The 19,378-nt window shown below is 34.7% G+C and carries 22 protein-coding genes; 1 reads left to right on the top strand and 21 read right to left on the bottom strand.

Annotation, left to right across the window (positions count from 1 at the left end; translation table 11 throughout):
- Positions 1-11: 11 nt before the first annotated feature.
- Positions 12-1,139 carry a 4-phosphoerythronate dehydrogenase gene (locus J5V48_RS00600; protein WP_219935884.1) on the top strand — a complete coding sequence of 376 codons (1,128 nt, stop codon included), beginning with the start codon at positions 12-14 and terminating at the stop codon, positions 1,137-1,139.
- A gap of 48 nt (positions 1,140-1,187) precedes the next feature.
- On the opposite strand, the gene J5V48_RS00595 is transcribed toward J5V48_RS00600, so the two are convergent.
- The 21 genes from J5V48_RS00595 to J5V48_RS00495 form a co-directional block, all read right to left on the bottom strand.
- Positions 1,188-2,072 (bottom strand): flagellin N-terminal helical domain-containing protein, encoded by an 885-nt coding sequence (locus J5V48_RS00595; protein ID WP_219935882.1) that lies wholly within the window; start codon positions 2,070-2,072, stop codon positions 1,188-1,190.
- A gap of 174 nt (positions 2,073-2,246) precedes the next feature.
- Complete coding sequence (locus J5V48_RS00590; RefSeq protein ID WP_219935880.1) at positions 2,247-3,089, bottom strand: MetQ/NlpA family ABC transporter substrate-binding protein; 843 nt, start codon at positions 3,087-3,089, stop codon at positions 2,247-2,249.
- A 169-nt stretch (positions 3,090-3,258) separates the two neighbouring features.
- The gene (locus J5V48_RS00585; RefSeq protein WP_219935878.1) at positions 3,259-3,768 is read right to left on the bottom strand and encodes a low molecular weight protein-tyrosine-phosphatase; all 510 of its coding nucleotides are present in this window, start codon (positions 3,766-3,768) and stop codon (positions 3,259-3,261) included.
- A 1-nt stretch (position 3,769) separates the two neighbouring features.
- The gene (locus J5V48_RS00580; protein WP_219935876.1) at positions 3,770-4,996 is read right to left on the bottom strand and encodes a beta-ketoacyl-ACP synthase; all 1,227 of its coding nucleotides are present in this window, start codon (positions 4,994-4,996) and stop codon (positions 3,770-3,772) included.
- A complete protein-coding gene (gene fabG / locus J5V48_RS00575; RefSeq protein WP_219935874.1) occupies positions 4,993-5,721 on the bottom strand; it encodes a 3-oxoacyl-ACP reductase FabG in 729 nt (242 codons plus the stop codon). The genes J5V48_RS00580 and fabG overlap by 4 nt, the downstream gene beginning before the upstream one ends.
- Before the next feature lie 3 nt (positions 5,722-5,724).
- Positions 5,725-6,186, bottom strand: a complete 462-nt coding sequence (locus tag J5V48_RS00570; protein WP_219935872.1) for a hotdog family protein — start codon at positions 6,184-6,186, stop codon at positions 5,725-5,727.
- Positions 6,179-7,351: a beta-ketoacyl-ACP synthase gene (locus tag J5V48_RS00565; RefSeq protein WP_219935870.1), complete on the bottom strand. Its 1,173-nt coding sequence runs from the start codon at positions 7,349-7,351 to the stop codon at positions 6,179-6,181. The genes J5V48_RS00570 and J5V48_RS00565 overlap by 8 nt, the downstream gene beginning before the upstream one ends.
- Complete coding sequence (locus J5V48_RS00560) at positions 7,348-7,902, bottom strand: DUF3261 domain-containing protein (protein WP_219935865.1); 555 nt, start codon at positions 7,900-7,902, stop codon at positions 7,348-7,350. The genes J5V48_RS00565 and J5V48_RS00560 overlap by 4 nt, the downstream gene beginning before the upstream one ends.
- Entirely contained in the window at positions 7,895-10,189 is a 2,295-nt protein-coding gene (locus J5V48_RS00555) for an MMPL family transporter (RefSeq protein WP_219935863.1), read from the bottom strand. Before J5V48_RS00555 ends, J5V48_RS00560 begins: the two co-directional genes overlap by 8 nt.
- On the bottom strand, positions 10,179-10,781 hold the full coding sequence (locus tag J5V48_RS00550; RefSeq protein ID WP_219935860.1) for a LolA family protein: 603 nt from the start codon (positions 10,779-10,781) through the stop codon (positions 10,179-10,181). Before J5V48_RS00550 ends, J5V48_RS00555 begins: the two co-directional genes overlap by 11 nt.
- Complete coding sequence (locus J5V48_RS00545) at positions 10,765-11,217, bottom strand: acyl-CoA thioesterase (RefSeq protein WP_219935856.1); 453 nt, start codon at positions 11,215-11,217, stop codon at positions 10,765-10,767. The genes J5V48_RS00550 and J5V48_RS00545 overlap by 17 nt, the downstream gene beginning before the upstream one ends.
- A 2-nt stretch (positions 11,218-11,219) precedes the next feature.
- Positions 11,220-12,167 carry a hypothetical protein gene (locus J5V48_RS00540; protein ID WP_219935853.1) on the bottom strand — a complete coding sequence of 316 codons (948 nt, stop codon included), beginning with the start codon at positions 12,165-12,167 and terminating at the stop codon, positions 11,220-11,222.
- Positions 12,157-12,888 carry a glycosyltransferase family 2 protein gene (locus J5V48_RS00535; protein WP_219935851.1) on the bottom strand — a complete coding sequence of 244 codons (732 nt, stop codon included), beginning with the start codon at positions 12,886-12,888 and terminating at the stop codon, positions 12,157-12,159. Before J5V48_RS00535 ends, J5V48_RS00540 begins: the two co-directional genes overlap by 11 nt.
- Positions 12,881-13,228 carry an ApeI family dehydratase gene (locus J5V48_RS00530; RefSeq protein WP_219935849.1) on the bottom strand — a complete coding sequence of 116 codons (348 nt, stop codon included), beginning with the start codon at positions 13,226-13,228 and terminating at the stop codon, positions 12,881-12,883. The genes J5V48_RS00535 and J5V48_RS00530 overlap by 8 nt, the downstream gene beginning before the upstream one ends.
- Positions 13,225-14,607 carry an AMP-binding protein gene (locus J5V48_RS00525; protein WP_219935847.1) on the bottom strand — a complete coding sequence of 461 codons (1,383 nt, stop codon included), beginning with the start codon at positions 14,605-14,607 and terminating at the stop codon, positions 13,225-13,227. The genes J5V48_RS00530 and J5V48_RS00525 overlap by 4 nt, the downstream gene beginning before the upstream one ends.
- Positions 14,594-15,199, bottom strand: coding sequence for a COG4648 family protein (locus J5V48_RS00520; protein WP_219935845.1), 606 nt, complete (start codon positions 15,197-15,199; stop codon positions 14,594-14,596). The genes J5V48_RS00525 and J5V48_RS00520 overlap by 14 nt, the downstream gene beginning before the upstream one ends.
- Entirely contained in the window at positions 15,168-15,422 is a 255-nt protein-coding gene (locus tag J5V48_RS00515; RefSeq protein WP_219935843.1) for an acyl carrier protein, read from the bottom strand. The genes J5V48_RS00520 and J5V48_RS00515 overlap by 32 nt, the downstream gene beginning before the upstream one ends.
- Positions 15,423-15,439: 17 nt before the next feature.
- Complete coding sequence (locus J5V48_RS00510) at positions 15,440-15,694, bottom strand: phosphopantetheine-binding protein (protein ID WP_255557503.1); 255 nt, start codon at positions 15,692-15,694, stop codon at positions 15,440-15,442.
- 1 nt (position 15,695) lies between these two features.
- Positions 15,696-16,472 (bottom strand): lysophospholipid acyltransferase family protein, encoded by a 777-nt coding sequence (locus J5V48_RS00505; RefSeq protein WP_219935839.1) that lies wholly within the window; start codon positions 16,470-16,472, stop codon positions 15,696-15,698.
- On the bottom strand, positions 16,469-17,194 hold the full coding sequence (locus tag J5V48_RS00500) for a beta-ketoacyl synthase chain length factor (RefSeq protein ID WP_219935837.1): 726 nt from the start codon (positions 17,192-17,194) through the stop codon (positions 16,469-16,471). Before J5V48_RS00500 ends, J5V48_RS00505 begins: the two co-directional genes overlap by 4 nt.
- Positions 17,195-17,813: 619 nt before the next feature.
- The gene (locus J5V48_RS00495) at positions 17,814-19,271 is read right to left on the bottom strand and encodes a flagellar hook protein FlgE (protein WP_219935835.1); all 1,458 of its coding nucleotides are present in this window, start codon (positions 19,269-19,271) and stop codon (positions 17,814-17,816) included.
- Positions 19,272-19,378: the final 107 nt, after the last annotated feature.

Here is a 19,378-nt window from a genome sequence, read left to right as displayed (position 1 = left end):
AGGAGAATTATATGAAAATTTTATGCGACGAGGCTCTGCCAAATTCTGTTGAGGTGTTTTCCCCATTCGGTCAGGTAGTTTTAAAAAACGGTCGTAATATTAACTGTGACGATCTTGAAGATACAGATGTACTTATTACAAGATCAATTACCAAAGTTAATGAAGAGCTTTTATCAAAGGCAAAAAAACTCAAGTTTGTTGGCACTGCAACAGCAGGTATGGATCACTTTGATACTGTACTTTTAGATTCTATGAAGATCCCTTATACCAACGCAAAAGGAAACAACTGTGAGTCAGTTGGAGACTATGTTCTGTCAGTTCTTTTAAATCTGTCAGTAAGATTTTCAATTCCCCTTGCAGGTAAAAGCATTGGTATTGTTGGCTGTGGCTGTGTTGGCTCACAGGTTTTAAATAAGGCTTTAGGTCTTGATATGAAACCTGTTGTTTGCGATCCCCCAAGATTTAAGGGGGGCGACTTGTCATGTGGTGCAAGTTTAGATGAGGTCTTAAACTGTGACGTTGTGACACTGCATGTGCCTTTAATTAAGGATGGTGAGTATAAAACTCATTATATGCTTTGCAAAGAGCAGTTGATGAAATTAAAACCAAACGCAATATTGATTAATGCTGCTAGAGGTGAGGTCATCAATAACAGTGATCTGCTTAATGTGCTAAAACAGCGCAGTGATTTAAAAGTATTTCTAGATGTATTTGAAGGTGAGCCTGAAATCAAGGAAAAAGAGCTTTTAAACTATGTTCAGGGAGCAACAGCTCACATTGCAGGATATTCATATGAATCAAAAAGAAGAGCAAATGTGATGCTTGCAAATGAACTTAAAAAGGTTCTTAACTCAGATATAAACATAAATTATCAGATGCCATCTGCTGAGATCACAAGAATAGTTCTTTCAGACAGTATAAAGTCATATGATACAAATCTTTTATACAGACTTGTAAACAGTATTTACAATGTTACTTATGATGCTGATCTTTTTAAGGCAAGTTTTACTGATGCTGCAAGTTTTGATCTGCTTAGAAAAAATTACAGAGAAAGGCATGAACTGCAGACTGTTACTCTTGAAGGCGTTCAGGATTGTTTTAAAGAAAAACTAAGATTGCTTGGATTTAATGTTGCATAAAAAAAATCCTGTTATCATTGATAACAGGATTAAATAATTCACTATATATTAGCCAAGAAGACTTAAAGCAATCTGTGGACGGCTGTTAGCCTGGGTCAGCATTGATGATGCAGCCTGCTGAACAATTGTCTGCTGTGATAAGTTTGCTGCTTCCTCTGCATAGTCTGTATCACGGATGCGTGAACGTGCATCTGACTCGTTTTCAGCAATATTTGACTGGTTTGCAATTGTTGACTCTAGTCTGTTCTGTACAGCACCTAACTCACCACGAGCCTTGTCAACATGAGCTATAAATTTATCAATAGTTGCTAAAGTTTTCTGAGCTTTTTCTGCTGTAGATACAGCAAATGCTCTCTTATCAGCATCCATTGCGTCTGCATCACCTGTTACAGCAGTGAACATTGAGCTAATATTAAATGCCTTACATAAATTTACAGAAATTGTATCATTAGCATTTGCACCAACCTGGAATGAAATCTGTCCTGTTGTTTTATCTACAAGACCTCTTCCTTTACCAGCTAATATTTCCTGACCTGCAAAGGTGGTCTTACTTGAAATACGGTTGATTTCATCACATAAAGATTTTACCTCAGCCTGAATAGCACCACGATCAGCTGTTGTATTAGTACCGTTTGCAGACTGCAGTGATAAGGTACGGATACGCTGTAACATGTTGGTTACTTCATCAAGTGCACCTTCAGCTGTCTGTGCAAGAGCAATACCGTCGTTAGCATTACGGTTACCCTGATTTAGACCGTTAATCTGAGATGTTAATCTATCTGAAATCTGTAAACCTGCAGCATCGTCTTTTGCTGAGTTAATTCTTAAACCTGATGATAAACGCTTATAGGTTGTATCAAGAGAATGAGTTGCTTTACCTAACTGTCTGTTAGAGTTTAAGCTTGAGACGTTTGTATTTACATAAATTGCCATTTTAAAACTCCCGCTCAATTTATGAGCAATTATCTTCTTGATTTAGTTATCGGCAATTAGTAATGATTTCTTTAATAAAAAATTTTTTTAAGAAAATTTGAGCCTATTTAATTGTTTTGTATAAAAAAAAGATCCCTAATACAAATCAGAGATCTTTCTTTTTCAGGAAATGTATTATTCATTCCACCACTTTGGCATTGCAAAGTTCTTGAATACAGGATCTGAATCTACACCTTTTTTAAACTCAGGATCTAAAACTGCATCTCTTAGGAATTTGCCAACTCCATTTACTCGGTGATTCTGAACTGCAATAACCAGTTTGATTGGCTCTGCAACAGATTCTTTACCGATAGCCTTTGCCAGATCAAGTTTTGCAGCATAAGCATAGTTGCCTGGTACAAAAGCTACTGCAACTGAATCAAGAGAGCGTGGTAGCTGTGCTGCTTCCATTACAACGAAGTTTAACTGCTTTGGATTCTTCTCGATATCTGCTAAAGATGCCTTCTGATCGTCTTTTTCTGCATTTAAAGTAATAAGCTTTAAATCACGGGCAACTCTTAAAGCTCTTGCAAGATTTACAGGATCGTTTGGTATACCAACAAGTGAACCTTTTTCAATAGAATCTAAAGAGTTGAACTTATCTGAGAATACATAAATACCAAGTGTAGGAAAATTTACAACTGAAGATAAGTGTAGTCCCTGATTTTTCACGATACCTTCAAGATATAACTGATGCTGGAACAGATTTGCATCAATATCACCTGATTCCAGTGAAGAGTCAGGTTGAACCCAGTCAGTGAATTCAACGAACTTTAGCTCATGACCTTTCTTTTTTACTATTGGGTTTAAATATGTATCCAGGATCTCTCTGTAAGGTCCTGGTACTACACCAACTTTAATAACCTTAGGTACACTTGAATCCTCTTTTGAAGTCGCGCTCTTGTCATCGCAAGCTGTAAGTGAGGTAAAAGCAAGTGTTGATACAACCGCGGATAAAAGTAATTTCTTAATATTCATAATGATTGTTTCCTTTTTTTATTTATTAGTTATTGTGTAATAAATCATATTAAAAACAATCAAAAAAAACTAATACTGTTTTTGGATACTTGGTTATAGTATGTTTTTATATCCTTAAGATACACAATTAAAAAAGGCTTTGATTTAGTCAAAGCCTTTATAGGAATAATTAGATTTTATCTGATATCTTGTCTAACAGGTTTTCATCATATTCAATAATGCCTTTTTGTTTGAGCATCTTTAAAAATCCTACACATCCTTGTTTGATTTCTTCAAATGTTCTTTCAAAATCTCTTGTATACCAGGGATCGTCAACATCCATTGGGGTTTCTGTATAGTCGAGCAGTTTGCTAACTTTTGTTTTGTCTATATCAGAGTGCAGGTAAAAAAGATTTCTAAGATTATTGTCATCCATAACAATAATATAGTCATATTCGCGACAGTCCGATTTTGTAATCTGTCTTGCTTTCTTGTTTTTGTAGTCAATATCAAGTCTATCAAGGATTTTTGCAATAGGTGGATAAACTGTATTTCCTATTTCCTCTGTACTTGTAGCAGCAGATCGGATCTTAGAAAATGAATCTGAAAGATCCATTTTCTCTACAAAATACTGTAAAACAAACTGTGCCATTGGTGAGCGACAGATGTTTCCATGACATACAAAAAGAACATTTACCATATTACACACGCTTCAAGATAAGAGATGTATTGATACCGCCAAAAGCAAAGTTATTTGACTGAATGAATTCTGTTTCAAGTTTTAAAGGTTCATCTTTGATGTAATTTAAAGCACCACATTCAGGATCAACAGTCTTTAAATTGAGATTTGGGGTAAACCAGCCTTCATTCATCATATATAGTCCACTGATAACTTCAATTGCACCACAAGCACCAAGAGTATGGCCAAAATAGCCTTTTAGTGTTGAAACATATGGAGAATCACCAAATACATTGAAAGTTGCATTAGTTTCAGCAACATCACCTCTTGAGGTTGCTGTACCGTGAGCAGAAATATATTTAATTAAAGATTTATCAATACCTGCATCCTTTACAGAGCTTTCAATACAGATCTGCATTGTCTGCATGTTAGGTGCTGTAATATGGGTTGCATCGCAGTTGGTTGCAAAGCCTATAATCTCACCTAGAATATTTGCACCACGTGCTTTAGCATGCTCATATTCTTCAAGTATTAGAGTACCTGCACCCTCACCAATGACAAGACCGTCACGATCCTTATCAAATGGAGCAGGAGTAAGTTTAGGTGCATCATTTTTTGAAGATGTTGCATACATTGTGTCAAATACACCTACATCACCAACAGTAAGCTCTTCAGCGCCACCGCAAAGCATAATATCCTGCTGTCCGAATTTGATTGCCTCATATCCGTAACCTATTGCCATAGAGCCTGAGGTACATGCTGTACAGGTTGGAATAATTCTTCCTGTAATACCAAAGAATAGAGCAATATTTACAGCTGTTGTATGTGGCATCAGTTTTACATATGAGTTTGCTGTAAGATCACCTGTACTCTTGTTTGTCAGAATTGATACGAAATCCAGTACAGCTTCAGAACTTCCAAATGAAGAGCCATATGCAATACCGCATCTTCCTGATTTTAATAGTGGATCGTCAGTTAGTCCTGCCATCATCAGTGCAAGTTCGCTTGCTCTTGTTGATAAAACTGAAACACGGCTCATAGAGCGGGTTTTCTTTCTTGTATAGTGTAAAGGGGCTTCAAAACTGTCACAGGGAGCTGCAAGACGGGAAACAAGACCATCTATATCATCCCATTCGTGCATATAACGGACAGCATTCTTGCAGTTGAGATAGCCTTTTTTGTTATCATCCCAGCTTTCTCCAAAAGGTGTTACCATTCCTGTTCCTACAATAACAACTCTTCTTGTCATATAAGGCCTCCGTTAACCGATAAAACCTGTCTTGTTATATAATTTGCGCTATCAGACATAAGGAATGATACAGCTGCAGCCACGTCTTCTGGTTTACCCATTCTGTTTGCAGGAATGGATTTTATTATTTCTTTTTTTACTGTTTCATTAAGATCAGCCATATTAGTATCAATAAGGCCAGGAGCTACTGCATTTACTGTAATATTTCTTTTTGCAAGTTCGATTGCAAGTGATTTTACAGCACCTATTAAACCTGCCTTTGATGCTGAATAGTTAACCTGTCCACGATTACCCATGATGCCTGATACTGATGAGATGGCAATGATTCTGCCACCTTTATGTGCTGCAATCATTGGCATAACAAGAGGCTTTAAAACATTGTAGAAACCATCAAGATTTGTATGAATAACCTTATCCCAGTCATCATCACTCATCATAGGAAATGCAGCATCAGCTGTAAGACCTGCATTACATACTACACCATAGTAGGCACCGTTTTTCTCAACATCATTTTCAAGAGTCTGTTTTACAGCATCTCTGTTTGTGATATCAAAACTGATAAGTGATCCTTCACCGCCTGCAGATTTTATGGTATCTAATGCCTCTTTTGCTCCATTTGAACTGTTTCTGTAGTGAAGTGTTATATTAAATCCCTGCTTTGCAAGGTCAATTGCTATTGCCTTTCCAAGACCGGTACCGGCTCCTGTTACTAATACGCGTCTCATTTTCTATCTCTTAAATAATTGTTTATACAGATCATCTGTTACCTTAACAACATTAACCCGGCCTGTAGAGACAGTCTTACCGTTCTCTTTTATGGATCCTTCAAAAGATCCGATTATCTCATCGTGCATAATCTTGACAACTTCAATTTCCAAAACAGATCCTTTTTTGAAAAATTCATTGTGATTTCTGATATCTCGTCCACCTATAACCATTCCAAGAGGACATTTTTTCTGTCCGTTTTTTATTGAAAAATATCCAGACCAGATGCCTACTGACTGAGCGAGCAGTTCAAGAGTAATAAATGAAGGTACACCGTCTTTTTCAATAAATGGTTTTAAGACATGCTCATCATCGATAATGCACTTTGTTCTTGTAGTATTCTCATCAATATGTAAAACCTCATCTATAAGTACCATAGGTTCATCGTGAGGCAGATATTCTTTTGGTTTAAGATAATTATTCATTATTCTCTCCGATGATTACGCAGGTATTGTTTCCGCCAAAGGCAAATGAGTTTGACATCATATTCATTTTTAAAGGATGAAAAGTATCTTTTACAAATTTAATACCGCTAAGCTCTTCATCTTTTTTGTTCTTTGAAAAATCCTGTGCTGGAAGTGGTAGTTTTCTGTCAATTAAAAGACATAAAATACATGCTTCAAGGATACCTGAAGCACCTAATGTATGACCTGTAAGATATTTAGTTGAACTGCATGGAACAGAATCTTTAAACATACTGTACACTGCTAAAGCTTCCATAGAGTCATTGAGCTTTGTTGCTGTACCATGCATATTTATATAGCCTATATCCGATGTCTCAAGATTTGCTTCTTTTAAGGCAAGAGTCATTGCTCTTATAGCGCCTTCACCTGTAGGATCAGGTGCTGATGGATGATATGCATCAGATGACTGTCCGACAGCTTTTAATACAAGGGATGATCTTTGTTTTGACAGTACCATAAGACCGCCACCCTCGCCGATATTAATGCCGTGTCTGTCTGCATTAAATGGTATGCATCTGTCATAGGATAGTACTGACATTGCATCAAAACCATTAATTGGCACAGAGCAAAGTGTATCAGCACCACCTGCAATAACAGCATCACAAAGTCCTGATTCAATAAGATTTTTTGCACTTAAAAGGGCTCTGGCTGATGATGAGCATGCTGTTGATATGGTATATGAAGGCCCCTTTACTGAAAGGTAGTCACTAAGAAAGTTAGAAGGAGATCCAAATTCCTGATAGGAGTATTTAAAATCATCTTTTTTAGAGCCGTCTTTCAGGTATGCTTTAAGTGCATCAGCAGTTTCTTCAAGACCTGACGTTGATGTTCCCATAACAACACCGATTCTGTCAGATCCATAACTGTGCTTTAGCTTTTCTATGACTGGTTTTACTCTGTCTGCAAGAGTTGCAAGAACGCGGTTGTTTCTTGAATTATGATCTTCAAATTCACATAGATCCTTAAGATCAGCATTTATAACGCCAAAATATGAGCTTTTCTCATCCTTAAGGTAGCAACTGCTTCTTGTAAGATACTCTTTTTGTGTATTTAAAAGAGCATTTGCTATCTCATCGTTATCTGAGCCAAGAGCGCATATTGCACTGTATGCGTTAATGTATATCATAGGTATTTTAAATATATCTTGTAGGAAAATTCTTGATTGTCTACTACAACTGGTAGTCTTTTATTATTAATGGATTTAAAGCTGATATTATAAATAATTTTTCCTTGTTTATCTGTAATTATTCTCTTATCAGTGCTGTCTTTTACAACGTAGTTCTCATTAAGCTCATTATCTAGATTTTCACTTTTACACAGCATTATATCAAGAAGCACCTGATTTACTGGTGGAAGCATCCTTTCTGGCAGTTTTGTCTGAAGCTTTATGCCATCCTTTGTATAAGTTAATGTAAAAAGATTTATATATGATGTTGTAACGCCTGTCAGAACAAGAGTGTTTTTTGTGTTTTCTGTAAGGACAATTAGTTTTCTTTTATCATTGTTGTAATCAGTTGTTAAAAGAACAGTGCTTTTGTCTGATTCTGAAAAATCTGGCTTTGGTATTGTAATTACATCAGTTTTTGTAATATTTGCCTTAAGATCAGGCTTTGAGATGCTAAGTGTGCATCCTTGTATAATAAAAAGTGACAGAAGAAAAAATACTAGTTTATTCATCAGCACAAAGTCCTGGAAGTAAGGTTGCAAGAATAAAGGATACTATGATGCCTACGTTTAATGTGATGGCAAAAGATGCTATTACGTTGACTGAGCTTAGGCACAAAAGTCCTACTGATATTACAGTTGTTAAAAGTGATGTGATAATTGCACTAATGGTAGTTCTTTTATCTCCTTTGTATGATGTAAAAAAGATTGTATAGTTCACACCGATTCCAAGAACAAGTATCAGGGCAAGTTCATTGAACAGATTTATACTGTAGTTAAAAACAGGCAGAGCACCAGTTGCACAAAGTACACAAAGTATACTGAAAAATGTTGTATATAAAGCTTTTTTAAGTCCTACACGAATTGAAGAAATCACAAAGATAGAAAAAATAAAACTTACAAGCACATAGACAATGTGTAATGAAAACTGTGTAAAGATCTTTACAAAGTCATCATGTCTGTCAATAAGCTTTGTATTTGAAAGTTTTTCAGATACTGTCTTTGCAAGTTCTTTTCTATCAATATTGCTCTGAACAATGATTAAGGTTGCAAAAACTTTTTTATCCTTATCAGCACACAATAAAGGGGCATAGCTCTGACCTACTTTTGATTTTATAAAATCATCAAGCTGTACTGGTAAAAGCTCTTTATTGTTCTCTGATACAAAAATTGAGTTTTTTAAAAGAGCATTCTTTACAGAATCTAATCTATTCTCAATTCTCTTGATATCCTCAATCTGAGTCTTTTGTGAATTAAGTGGTATAGCTTTGTATGAGCTGATAGTTGATTCTTTTATAAGACTATCAAAATATTTTCTTGCAACTTCATTTTGATATAAAAGCTCATCCACACTTTTTGCCTGCACTGCAAAATAAGCTGTATTCTCTGTCTGTTTTAAAATCAGAGAAATTTGTAAATCATCGCTTTTTAGTTTTTCATCCATACTCTGGAATGATTTTGGATCATTATTGAATGATGTGAATGGAACACAAAGAGCACAGATTAAAATGATTAGTAAAAGTACAGTAAGACAGTTTTTCTTTTTTGAAACAAAAGATAAATACTTTTCAATAATTGCAGTGTTTTTAAATTCCCGTCTTTTTATTTTTTCACAAAGATAAGGCTCAACTGTAAGTACAAAAAGACATGAAAACGTAATTGTCACCATGCAGAAAACAGACAGCTGCTTTAATGGTTCAATAGGTGATATAAGAATAATAAGATAAGCAACAGCATCAGTTGCAACGGCAAGCGACAGAGGTTTTTTTAGAATTCTTATAGTATCAAAGGCACTTTGATTACTCTGAGATCTGAGCCTTAATGTCATGTAGTAAATTGTATAGTCACAGACAATACCAATAATACTTAAAGCCATTGCAAGCAGGATTATATTCACGCTGTCAAAAAAGAGCAGTACAGCTGCAAATCCTGAGAGTACACCAGTAAATACTGATAGTATTGCAAGTACTACAGGTTTAAATGATCTGAATACAAAAAATATCAAAGAAAATACACCTATAAGACTTAATGATCCTATAAGCGATATGTCATTTTCAGACTCTTGTGATGCTTTTTGAGAATAAAAAAGAGTTCCTCTTTTTAGAATTGTTACTGAATAATCTTTTTCTAACCTATCAATAAGATTTGTAAGTTTAGTACTTAAGATCTTTGTGGTTTTAAGATTGAAAGCAGAGCTTTTTGTTGTGACATTCAAAAAATAATAGCCATCATCTTTATATTTTATGTATAAGAATCCGTCCTTTATTCTGATATTATTTCCCTTTGACAGTTCTTTTACTACATTTCTTGTAAGCAAAAGAGGATCGGATGCAATTTCATTGGATGAAACTCCTGCAAATCCAGAAAATAAAGATGACAGTACTTTTTTATCATAGCTGTCTTTTTCAAGAGACTTTCTTAATACATCAGATATGATTGCATGAGAGTTTTTATAGATATATTCATTGAACTGTTTTTGACTGTCTGAATCTGAATAACCTAATATATCAGATGTCATATCATCATTTATAAGTTCACTGTACAGTTCTTTTACAGCATCAAGAGCTTTTTTCTTATCATTGGTGTCTTTTACTAAAAAGACAATCTGAGAGTCGATTCGTTTTGTGTACTCATCAATGACTGATTTTTCAACACCGCTTTTTGTTTCCTTTGGAAGGCAAGATAGAATATCAGCTTCAAAGCGCACATGATCAATTCTAAAAGCGATAACAAGAGCACTTATAAAAATAAAAAGTAGAAATACAAGAGCATTAACCTTATGAACAGATCTACTTTGCACGGTACTTTAAAACTCCAGATACATCTTTTATATCTTTATATCTGTAATCAGACAGGAAAAGCTCTGTAAGATCACTGTTTGTGTCGTATATTTCAATTTTTAAAAGCTCTTTACCGCCTTTTAACAGAATTTTTGAAAAGATATTCTTCATTGTCTTATCAAGAGGGATAAGTGATACCTGCCAGTTATTAAGATCACCTGTTACATCGGTTGAAAAATAATCGCTATAGTTTCCCTGAAAACTGAAAATTTTCATTAAAAGAGATGATATCTCAAACACTTCACCGTTATTTTCTCTTGTAAGTACACTTACATCACCGTCGATTACTTCAAGAATTCTGTCAGTGCTTATAACCATACACTGTTCAAAAGGCTCTTTTTGTACATAAAAGAGCTCGTTTTTTGTCATAATTATGTAACCTTTTGACTCTAGAATTCTGTTTGCAGCGCTTAAATGCTTTTTTTGTATATATGAAACCTCAGTCTTACTTTGTTTGATGAGATTATTCTTTATCTCATCAGTAGTCAGTGCATATGTCTGTGAGCATAATGTTAGTAGAGTAAAAAGAAATATTTTAATAATTTCTGCCATTTTTCTTTTTATACTCCTCGATTGCCTTTACAAGTTTTAAAGGTGTGCAGATTTGCACTTGCATTGTCTGCACATCTACAGCTACCTGCTGAGTTTTACCATATGCACATAGTGTTTTGCTCTGTGCGCCATAAACCTCATAGTTTATTTCAATCTTGCCGTCGTATTCTGTGAGCATGCAAAGTACACTTATGGTTTTGTCTGTAACAAAAAGAGGCTTTCTGTATTTGCAGCTGCATTCAGTGATAGGATATATAATGTTTTCCTCTTTCATGTTTGAATAATCATAGCCAATGTCATAAAAGAAAGCTTCTCTTGCAAGTTCAAAAAACTTGATATAGTTGCCATGCCATACAACACCCATAGCATCAGTGTCATGGAATGAAATAGGAAAAACTGATTTGTGTGCAATTATATAATCTTTTCTTTTGTACATTTTTATTCTTTAAAAAAGTCAAAAAAGTTAAACCACTGATATGGATATTCAATAACTAGATCTTCAAGTTTTTTTGCATATCTTTGTATATGATTTTGTAAAGATACTTCCTTGTCCTTTCTGTCAAGAATGAGTTTTTCACCAAAATCTATACAGACAATATCAATAATCTCTGTATGAGGATTTTTAAGTCCGAATACCAGGACAACAGGGCATTTTAAGATTGATGCAAGAATAAATGGTCCTTGTGGAAACTTTGCTTTTCTTCCAAGAAATTCAACACAGCATGTGCGGTTGTTCTGATTGGAATTATAAGTTGTAGGTATTCTGTCTGCAGCAATAGCAACAATCTGTCTGTCATCTATCTTTTCCTTTAGCATTACAGCTGTATCAGGCCCCATAGATGTAGTTGTAATTATGTTGATATTTGAATTTGGTGATATTGTTTTTAAAAAACGGTTATAGTTTTTTGCATTATCAGTATAGAAAATTGAGTTGATTTTATAAGTTGAATTAATAGTGAAAATTGCTCTTAGAGCCTCAATGTCACCAAAATGGGAACAGATTAGCAAACGGCCATTATCATTATATTTTGTGATAGCTTGTTCGCTGTCACCTTTAAATACAATATCTTTACCTAAAATTAATTTGCCCTGCCAGCTTCTGAGCTTCTCTATGAGCATATTGCCAAATGACATGAAGTGAGCAAAGGTTGAAAGTTTTAGTTTCTTCAAACCTCTTTTTTCTCTTGTGCTGTTTACTGCATCTAGGAATTCTCTTGAATACTGTCTTTGTTTTTTTGCAATAAGATAATAAAAGAACATGACAACAATCAGAACAAAACTGAAGATATATCTGCCTCCATAGTTGTATATGAACAGCATAATCTTCAGACCGTAGTAACCGCCTTTGAATTCTTTTAGTTCGTTCCAGTTTTTATTATCTTGCATTTTTAAAGATCCTGACTGGCAGTGTTAAAAATGAATATGTACAGAGTTTTGTATGCATCCATGAAATTCTTAGCTGATCAATTGCTTTAAAATTTGAAATTCCATTTTTTGGATATTCTATCTTTGTATCAAAAAATATTGTTTTTACTCCAGCCCAGGCTAATCTTACAAGGATTTCAATGTCAAATGTCATTCTAGATTTAATATTATGCTTTGTAATTATCTTGTCAGTAATATTAACCGGATATGCTCTAAAGCCAATCATTGCATCTTTAATCATAAAAGAGAGTGTTTCTATATGAACAAAGAAATTGGTGATTTTTCTGCCTATGACTCTTGATCTTGGAGCATCGCTGCTATAAATGGGAGCTCCTGAAATAACACAGTCTGGATTTTCTTTACAAAGCTTTAGAAGTTTTATTATATCATCTGCATTATGCTGTCCGTCAGCATCAATCTGAATAGCATGGCTGTAGCCTTTTTCCTTTGCAAAATGTATTGCTTTTGCTAAACTGCCGCCTTTTCCTATGTTTATCTTATTAGTTAGTACAGTAACATTTGAAAACTGCTTTGCAATGGCATTTATATTATCTGCAACACTTTTTTCGTTGCCGTCATCAATCACTATGACATCAGTTACATTTTTTTGAACCTCTTTTATAACATTAAAAAGAGTTTTATCATGTCGATAGCATGGTATAACAGCAACTGTACTAATCATTGATTTTTACCTTGCCAGAGGATGCAACACTATCTAGGTTTTCAATAAAATATTCAAAGGTAAAATTCTTCTTTTCTGTGTTGAGCTTTAATCGAATTTCAATTTTATCCAAAGGCACAATAGGATGAGTGAATTTTACCTGAGGTATATTATTAGCTGTACTTATTGAAAACAGCTCTTTTGCAAAGTGAATAGCCCAACCTAGCTGTACAACGCCAGGAAGCAGAGGTTGTTCTTTGAAATGTCCTTTAAGATAGAAAAGTGTATCTTTCAAGGTAAAACAGATTTTTGCCTCGTTAGTATCAGTTTTTTCAATTAAATAGTTTTCCGGAAGTATCATTTAAACAGTTCCATTAGTTCTGCTACTACTTTCTTACCCATTGAGTTTACAGGTATCTGTTTTACAAAACGGATATAGCGTGGTATTGCAATCGGAATAATCTTTTCTTTTAGTGTTTCTCTGTATCTTTTTACAAAGTCGTGTCTTTTTGTTTCATCACTATTTAGTATGTCAGCACTCTTTGTTGCAAGAACGATACCAATATGAGTTCTGCAGTTCTTTTCAACCGGCATTGCAACAGCATCATCAATGTTTTCAAACTGACTTGACAGCTGTTCTATCTGAGTTAGAGAAACCCTGTTTTCTGAGAGTTTTACAACCTTATCCTTTCTGCTCTTTACAATGAACCTGTCACCTTCAAAAACGATGTTGTCATCAAGCAAAAATGGCTCTTTTAAAAGAGGTGAGTGTAAATATAGAGTATCATCCTGCTTTGTGAAATAAATTCCTTTAAATGGAGTGTACATTTGCTCATGTCCTGTGGCTTCACGATAGCCAATGAAGTTTGTTTCTGTTGAGCCATAGATTTCTGTTATAGGGCATGAGGTCCATTCATAGTATTCTTTAGCACTTTGATTGCTCAAACTTGCGCCAGCAGATAGAGTAAAGATTATATCTGGGCTCTTAAGTGATTTGTCAATCTTCTTTAAAATAGCTGGAGATGATACGAAAACAACCTTTTTGCCAATGCCGTTATCGCACAGCTCTTCATGATATTTAAAAAATCTTGTATCAAAAACAAATGATCTTAAAAATGGGAGCAGTACTCTGAATGTAAGACCGTAAAGATGGCATGGTGATACACTTGCCATGAAGATTAGATCCTTATGTTCATCTAGATCTTTTGTTAGATCTTCAAGATGAAAGATATCCTTCTCAAGCTGGCTTAAAGTCTTTTCAATTTTCTTTGATTTGCCTGTTGAACCTGATGTAAAAAAGGAAATCCTGCTTTCAGGATCAGGTTTTTTAGTAATCACTGCATCATGGTTTACTGCGGGGATCTCATCAGTAGAGCGAAGAGGAATTTCCTTTATAAGCTCTTTAATATTAAAATTGGGGATCTTTTCATTATCAAAGTTGCGATCGCTTATCAGTGCATCAAAGTACTCATTTTCGGTTGATAAATCCACATGCATTGAACCTAGAAGGATGACTTCTTTTTTTGCATAGATACAAGCTGAGAAGGCTACAAGAAATAAATAGGCATCATCTGTATAAATAGCTATTTTCTTTAAATCAGACATAGACAGATATACGCAAAAAGCTTTAACCGCTATCTGAAGATCGTATACATGATATGTCTTATCCTTGTCCACACATAAAACTTCTTTTGGGGAACGACGTAGAAAAACAGCCTGGTGAAAATTATTTGTTGTCATATTTTTTCTTTAAAAAGACTCTTAGTATAAATTCTGCTGTAAAGATAATACCTATAAGAACGTAAGAAATAAATCCGTTGTATAAGGTCCATACTTTAAGGTCATTTATTATTGCTGTATATAATGCAATCAATCCATTTATTACAAAGAATACAGCCCAGAAGATAGTCAGTCTTCTTGTATATGAAAGAGCAAAAGGTGAAAGCTCTTTTTCCTTTAGCATTGCAAAAACTGTTATTACAGGCCTTTTAGCCAGTATTGATGCAGTAAATACAATGAACAGTACCGCATTGACAATTACAGGATAAAAGAGCATAAGTTCAAGCTTTTTAAATACAAGAGAGAAAACACAAAGAAGACATGCCCCTGCAAGTGAGTACCTGCCAGCAGTTGCCATAATGCCGTTTACTTTTCTTGTACAAATAAATCTTATAAAAAATACAAATGCAATAAAAACAATCAGGTAGTTTAGTACCTGATATTTGAGCCCTGTATATATCAGCACAGGATAAGCTATGCTGATAATTGTAAATACTATGCCAAGCAGTAATCTTGGCATATTATGAATTGGAAATTCTATAAAGAACTTCAACTACATCGCCAATTGTACGAACCTGTTTGAAATCCTCAGGAGAAATTCTCTTACCGATTTCTTTTTGAATCTTAACGATTAGATCAACTGCATCAATGCTGTCTAAATCAAGATCTTCAAAAATTCTGCTTTCCATGCAAATATCATCTTCATCAAGTTCAAAAAGGGCAACAAGATCTTCTTTTATTTTGTTAAAAATCTCTTCTTTTGTTTTTAGAGCCATATCAAAATACCTTTTTTTTATCTGTTTGCGTTGATGTATTCAGCTAATGTCTTTACAGAGTAGAAGCTCTTTTTCATCTCTTCATTGTCAGATGAGAGAGTAAGTCCGTATTTCTGCTTGATAGCCATACCAAGCTCAAGTGCGTCAATTGAATCAAGTCCGAGACCATCAACGAATAATGGAGCTTCAGTTTCGATGTCATCTGTGCTTATGTCTTCAAGGTTTAAAGCTTCAATAATAAGCTCTTTGATTTGTGTATACAGTTTTTCCATTTTAGTTTTCCATTTTTGATTGAATAGTCTTCTGCAACATTTTTGAAAGAATTCTTGGAAGGGCGGTTCTTTCATGTCCAGGGTTGTTTTTTATAAATTCATTTATGCCAATTTTATCAAGAACTTCAATTCTGTATGTAAGAATTTTATGATAAGTGTGATAGAAGAGTTTTCCTTTTCTTAATGCAACACCATCAAATCTGAAAACAACTGGTCTTATATCACAATTGCAGTTAAGTGCGATACTTGCAAAACCATGACGGAATTTAATATTGTCAAAATCAACAGTTCTTGTACCTTCAGGGAAGATAATAATATTATCTCCATATGATAAGGACTTTCTGCAGTTTTCTATCATCATCTCAGGTGAGATTGAATTTAGAAGATAATCGTTGCAGTAAATGACACCTGAGAAGAAGAAATTATTCTTTAAACTTGCCTTTACAACGCAGTTTGCGTTGTTAACAAAAGAATCCATGATTACAACATCAAGAAGACTTGGATGATTTGCAATATACAAAACACCTTTATCATTCTTAATTTTTTCAAGACCTTTAATCTCAATATCAAAGATTTTTAAAAGGCATCCAAGATACAGATAGAATCTGAAAGAGTAAAGAGTAAATTTTCTTGAAAAATTACATCTCAAGTGGCGATCTCTTACACACAGTCTGATGATATTGAAGACTATAAAAGCGATAAAAAGAGCACCGATGCCAAAACCTCCGATCATCAGTGTTGAAATCAATGCTCTGTAAGGACCTGCTATAAGTTTCATGAGTTCTTAGTAAATCTGTAATTAAGTTTTCTGCCAGGAATTAAAAATTCCTTTGTTTTCTTTGCATATTCTTGCATGAATCTTACAGATGCAAATTCAGTGATCTTTGTACTTTGAGTCTTATCTTCAGTTTTTACTGTATATTCATCTCCTGAAGATATCAAAAGAGCAAGCGCATGTGGATATGATGGATATGTCTCATCAAGATAAATCTTAAAAAAATCAGGAATTGTCACATCATAGTCACAAACAAGAACGTTTTTATAACCTTTTTTTATCATTGTATAAGCATCTGTAAGAGCCATTACAAATGAATCAATACCAGCGCTAACGGAAGATGACGGGATCTTGCTTTTTGACAGAATTGTAAAATTTCCGACTGCTGCATTGTGAACAGACATTGAAAAATCAGTAGGTGAAACATCTGTATTTTGTACAGTAGATTTTAATACCTTGTAATTGTGCTCAATTTCTCCTGAAGCTGATGAGAAAATAACAGCATCAATGCTGTTATCAGATGCCAGTTCCATAGCTGCATCCACAGCAAGTTTACAGCCATCAGAGAGTCTTCTTGCTGTCATCATTGGAATGAACTTTGGCTTTTGGTTCCTGGAGTTTTTATCGACAGCATCAATATCGCAGTTAATTGCTAAAAGATCATCTAGCGCGCTTATTGACCGAAATCTTAATGCTATTGCATCAATATTGAATGAAAATTCCATACCTTGTGCTCTTGAGTTATAAACACTGAATTACATATATATTATGACAGCCGGTTTGCAATAAATAATCTGATCTTCTCTTGATTTACAGTGAAGTATCTATGATCTGACAAATCGTAAATAGTCAAAATCAAAAAAAAAGTAAATTTTATTACTGAACTCATTAATCGAGCAGTTTGATGCAATATTTTTCTGACTAACTACAGCTGGTTTCAGAATATATTCCACTGAATTCTTAATTATTTGCTAAGTATTATTTCAAGACAACTATAAACAGACTCATCAAAATGAAGCAAGCATTTAAATGAGTCACTCTTTTTTTATATTTTATAAAGTAGCTTATAACTTTGTATTTTCTAAAACACCGTCTACCTTATAAACAACAAGTCGTACAGTCTGGCAATTTGCCTTTGATACTGCATCAAAAAAAATGTTGTCCAGTTTGCTCAAGAAATTAGTCATAATATGTTTTTAACTTGAATTTTAATTATATTAATCAATTTATTAAGCTTGTTTATTATACAAAAATTTAATATTTGTCTGTAAATAAAATGTAAAAAAAATCCTCATTAGTAAACTAATGAGGAAAACTATCTAAAAGAGAAACCTTGAATATTTATTATCTGATGTTCATGATTGAATCCATTGCTGTATTCTGAGTCTGCAAGGCCTGAGCATTTGCCTGATAAGATCTCTGTGCAATGATTAGATCTACAAGCTCAGTTGCAAGCTCAACGTTTGACAGCTCAAGATTTGCGCCCTTGATTGCACCCATAAGACCGGTCTTTGCCTGACCTGCCTGAGCTTCGCCTGAGTGTAGAGATTCTTTCCACTGAGTATCACCAATCTTCTGTAAACCCTGATTGTTGTTGAAGTTTGCCATTGCAACCATTGCAATTGCCTCCTGGCGGCCATTTGAGTAACTTGCAAGGATTACACCGTACTCATTAACCTCAACATTTTCAAGTAAACCTGTTGAGTAACCATCATTAGTAACATTTGAGATAGAGAACTTTGAGCTACCATACTGTGTATAGTTAAGATCAAGGTTAACTTCCTGTGAATCATCAACACCGCCACCCATTGCAGCTGCAAGAGTATTTGCTGCTCGGGCACCACCGTTTTCAGGTGGATATGTAGCAGATCCATTGTTTGTAAAGTTAATTGCAATTTCACCTGCTTCACCTTTCTGAGAGATCAGTCGACCATCTGTACCAAACTCAAGCTGTACACCGTAATAAACCTGACCGTGATCTGATGAAGCTGAACCGTTGTCAACAGTGAATTTCTTACCGCCACTGATATCAACCTGTGTATCACCCATATAAGCTACTACATTCCAGATTGTGTGGCCGTCGTTTGGATAGTTACCACCTGCAGGATCCTGTGGGTTTGGTGAACCATCATTAACATGATCTTTTACAAAGTAGTAGGTAATTGTATGTGCGCCACCTAAGGAATCATATACAGTCTGTGATGTTGCATTTGTATATGTTGAAGAATCCTTGTGGTCAAAATCTGTCATACCATGCTTTAATGATTCAGCATTAGCAGGCAGATTAACTGTCATTCCCATCTTTGAGGTCTGCTTTGGAGCACCTGTATCTGAAGGAATCTGAATTGCATGAGTTGATGTAATATCAAGATTTGTAGCATTACCAGTTTTATCTACATCATATCCCTGTAGATAGTCGCCCATTGCTGTTACAATAAAGCCATCTTTATTGATCTGGAAAGCGCCGTTTCTTGTATAGCTTCTGCCACCATTTGCTGTTGCATTAGTGCCGTTTTCTGAACTTGACAGAACAAAGAAACCGTTACCGCTGATTGCCATATCAAGATTATTACCAGTATCACCTGATAATGAACCTTGTGAGAACTGCTGAGCAACATTGGTTGTTGTTGTACCCATACCAGTGTTGGTCTTTACAGATGAGAAAACTGAATTAGAATATAAGTCGGCAAATTCAGCACGTGAACGCTTAAAACCATATGAGTTGGCGTTAGAAATGTTGTTAGATGTTGTATCTAAGTATTTCTGTGAGCCGCGAATACCTGAGATAGATGTATTAAACATAGTGTTTCTCCAAATTGATAGATAGTTATAATATTTTCTCTCTTGAGCTTTTATTATTAGGGAACATCCCCTTGCCATATAACTTAAGCAAGTGGTGTGCCAAAATT

Origin of the sequence: Succinivibrio faecicola (assembly GCF_019448115.1) — a bacterium.
GTDB classification, from domain to species: Bacteria; Pseudomonadota; Gammaproteobacteria; order Enterobacterales; family Succinivibrionaceae; genus Succinivibrio; species Succinivibrio faecicola.
Note: the sequence above shows the minus strand (reverse complement) of the source record. Positions and strands in the feature narration are given on the sequence as shown.

Excerpts from the sequence above, each read along its gene's own strand:
- J5V48_RS00600 (WP_219935884.1), top strand. The coding sequence starts at position 12 with ATGAAAATTTTATGCGACGAGGCTCTGCCAAATTCTGTTGAGGTGTTT.
- J5V48_RS00595 (WP_219935882.1), bottom strand. The coding sequence starts at position 2,072 with ATGGCAATTTATGTAAATACAAACGTCTCAAGCTTAAACTCTAACAGA.
- J5V48_RS00590 (WP_219935880.1), bottom strand. The coding sequence starts at position 3,089 with ATGAATATTAAGAAATTACTTTTATCCGCGGTTGTATCAACACTTGCT.
- J5V48_RS00585 (WP_219935878.1), bottom strand. The coding sequence starts at position 3,768 with ATGGTAAATGTTCTTTTTGTATGTCATGGAAACATCTGTCGCTCACCA.
- J5V48_RS00580 (WP_219935876.1), bottom strand. The coding sequence starts at position 4,996 with ATGACAAGAAGAGTTGTTATTGTAGGAACAGGAATGGTAACACCTTTT.
- fabG (WP_219935874.1), bottom strand. The coding sequence starts at position 5,721 with ATGAGACGCGTATTAGTAACAGGAGCCGGTACCGGTCTTGGAAAGGCA.
- J5V48_RS00570 (WP_219935872.1), bottom strand. The coding sequence starts at position 6,186 with ATGAATAATTATCTTAAACCAAAAGAATATCTGCCTCACGATGAACCT.
- J5V48_RS00565 (WP_219935870.1), bottom strand. The coding sequence starts at position 7,351 with ATGATATACATTAACGCATACAGTGCAATATGCGCTCTTGGCTCAGAT.
- J5V48_RS00560 (WP_219935865.1), bottom strand. The coding sequence starts at position 7,902 with ATGAATAAACTAGTATTTTTTCTTCTGTCACTTTTTATTATACAAGGA.
- J5V48_RS00550 (WP_219935860.1), bottom strand. The coding sequence starts at position 10,781 with ATGGCAGAAATTATTAAAATATTTCTTTTTACTCTACTAACATTATGC.
- J5V48_RS00545 (WP_219935856.1), bottom strand. The coding sequence starts at position 11,217 with ATGTACAAAAGAAAAGATTATATAATTGCACACAAATCAGTTTTTCCT.
- J5V48_RS00540 (WP_219935853.1), bottom strand. The coding sequence starts at position 12,167 with ATGCAAGATAATAAAAACTGGAACGAACTAAAAGAATTCAAAGGCGGT.
- J5V48_RS00535 (WP_219935851.1), bottom strand. The coding sequence starts at position 12,888 with ATGATTAGTACAGTTGCTGTTATACCATGCTATCGACATGATAAAACT.
- J5V48_RS00530 (WP_219935849.1), bottom strand. The coding sequence starts at position 13,228 with ATGATACTTCCGGAAAACTATTTAATTGAAAAAACTGATACTAACGAG.
- J5V48_RS00525 (WP_219935847.1), bottom strand. The coding sequence starts at position 14,607 with ATGACAACAAATAATTTTCACCAGGCTGTTTTTCTACGTCGTTCCCCA.
- J5V48_RS00515 (WP_219935843.1), bottom strand. The coding sequence starts at position 15,422 with ATGGCTCTAAAAACAAAAGAAGAGATTTTTAACAAAATAAAAGAAGAT.
- J5V48_RS00510 (WP_255557503.1), bottom strand. The coding sequence starts at position 15,694 with ATGGAAAAACTGTATACACAAATCAAAGAGCTTATTATTGAAGCTTTA.
- J5V48_RS00505 (WP_219935839.1), bottom strand. The coding sequence starts at position 16,472 with ATGAAACTTATAGCAGGTCCTTACAGAGCATTGATTTCAACACTGATG.
- J5V48_RS00500 (WP_219935837.1), bottom strand. The coding sequence starts at position 17,194 with ATGGAATTTTCATTCAATATTGATGCAATAGCATTAAGATTTCGGTCA.
- J5V48_RS00495 (WP_219935835.1), bottom strand. The coding sequence starts at position 19,271 with ATGTTTAATACATCTATCTCAGGTATTCGCGGCTCACAGAAATACTTA.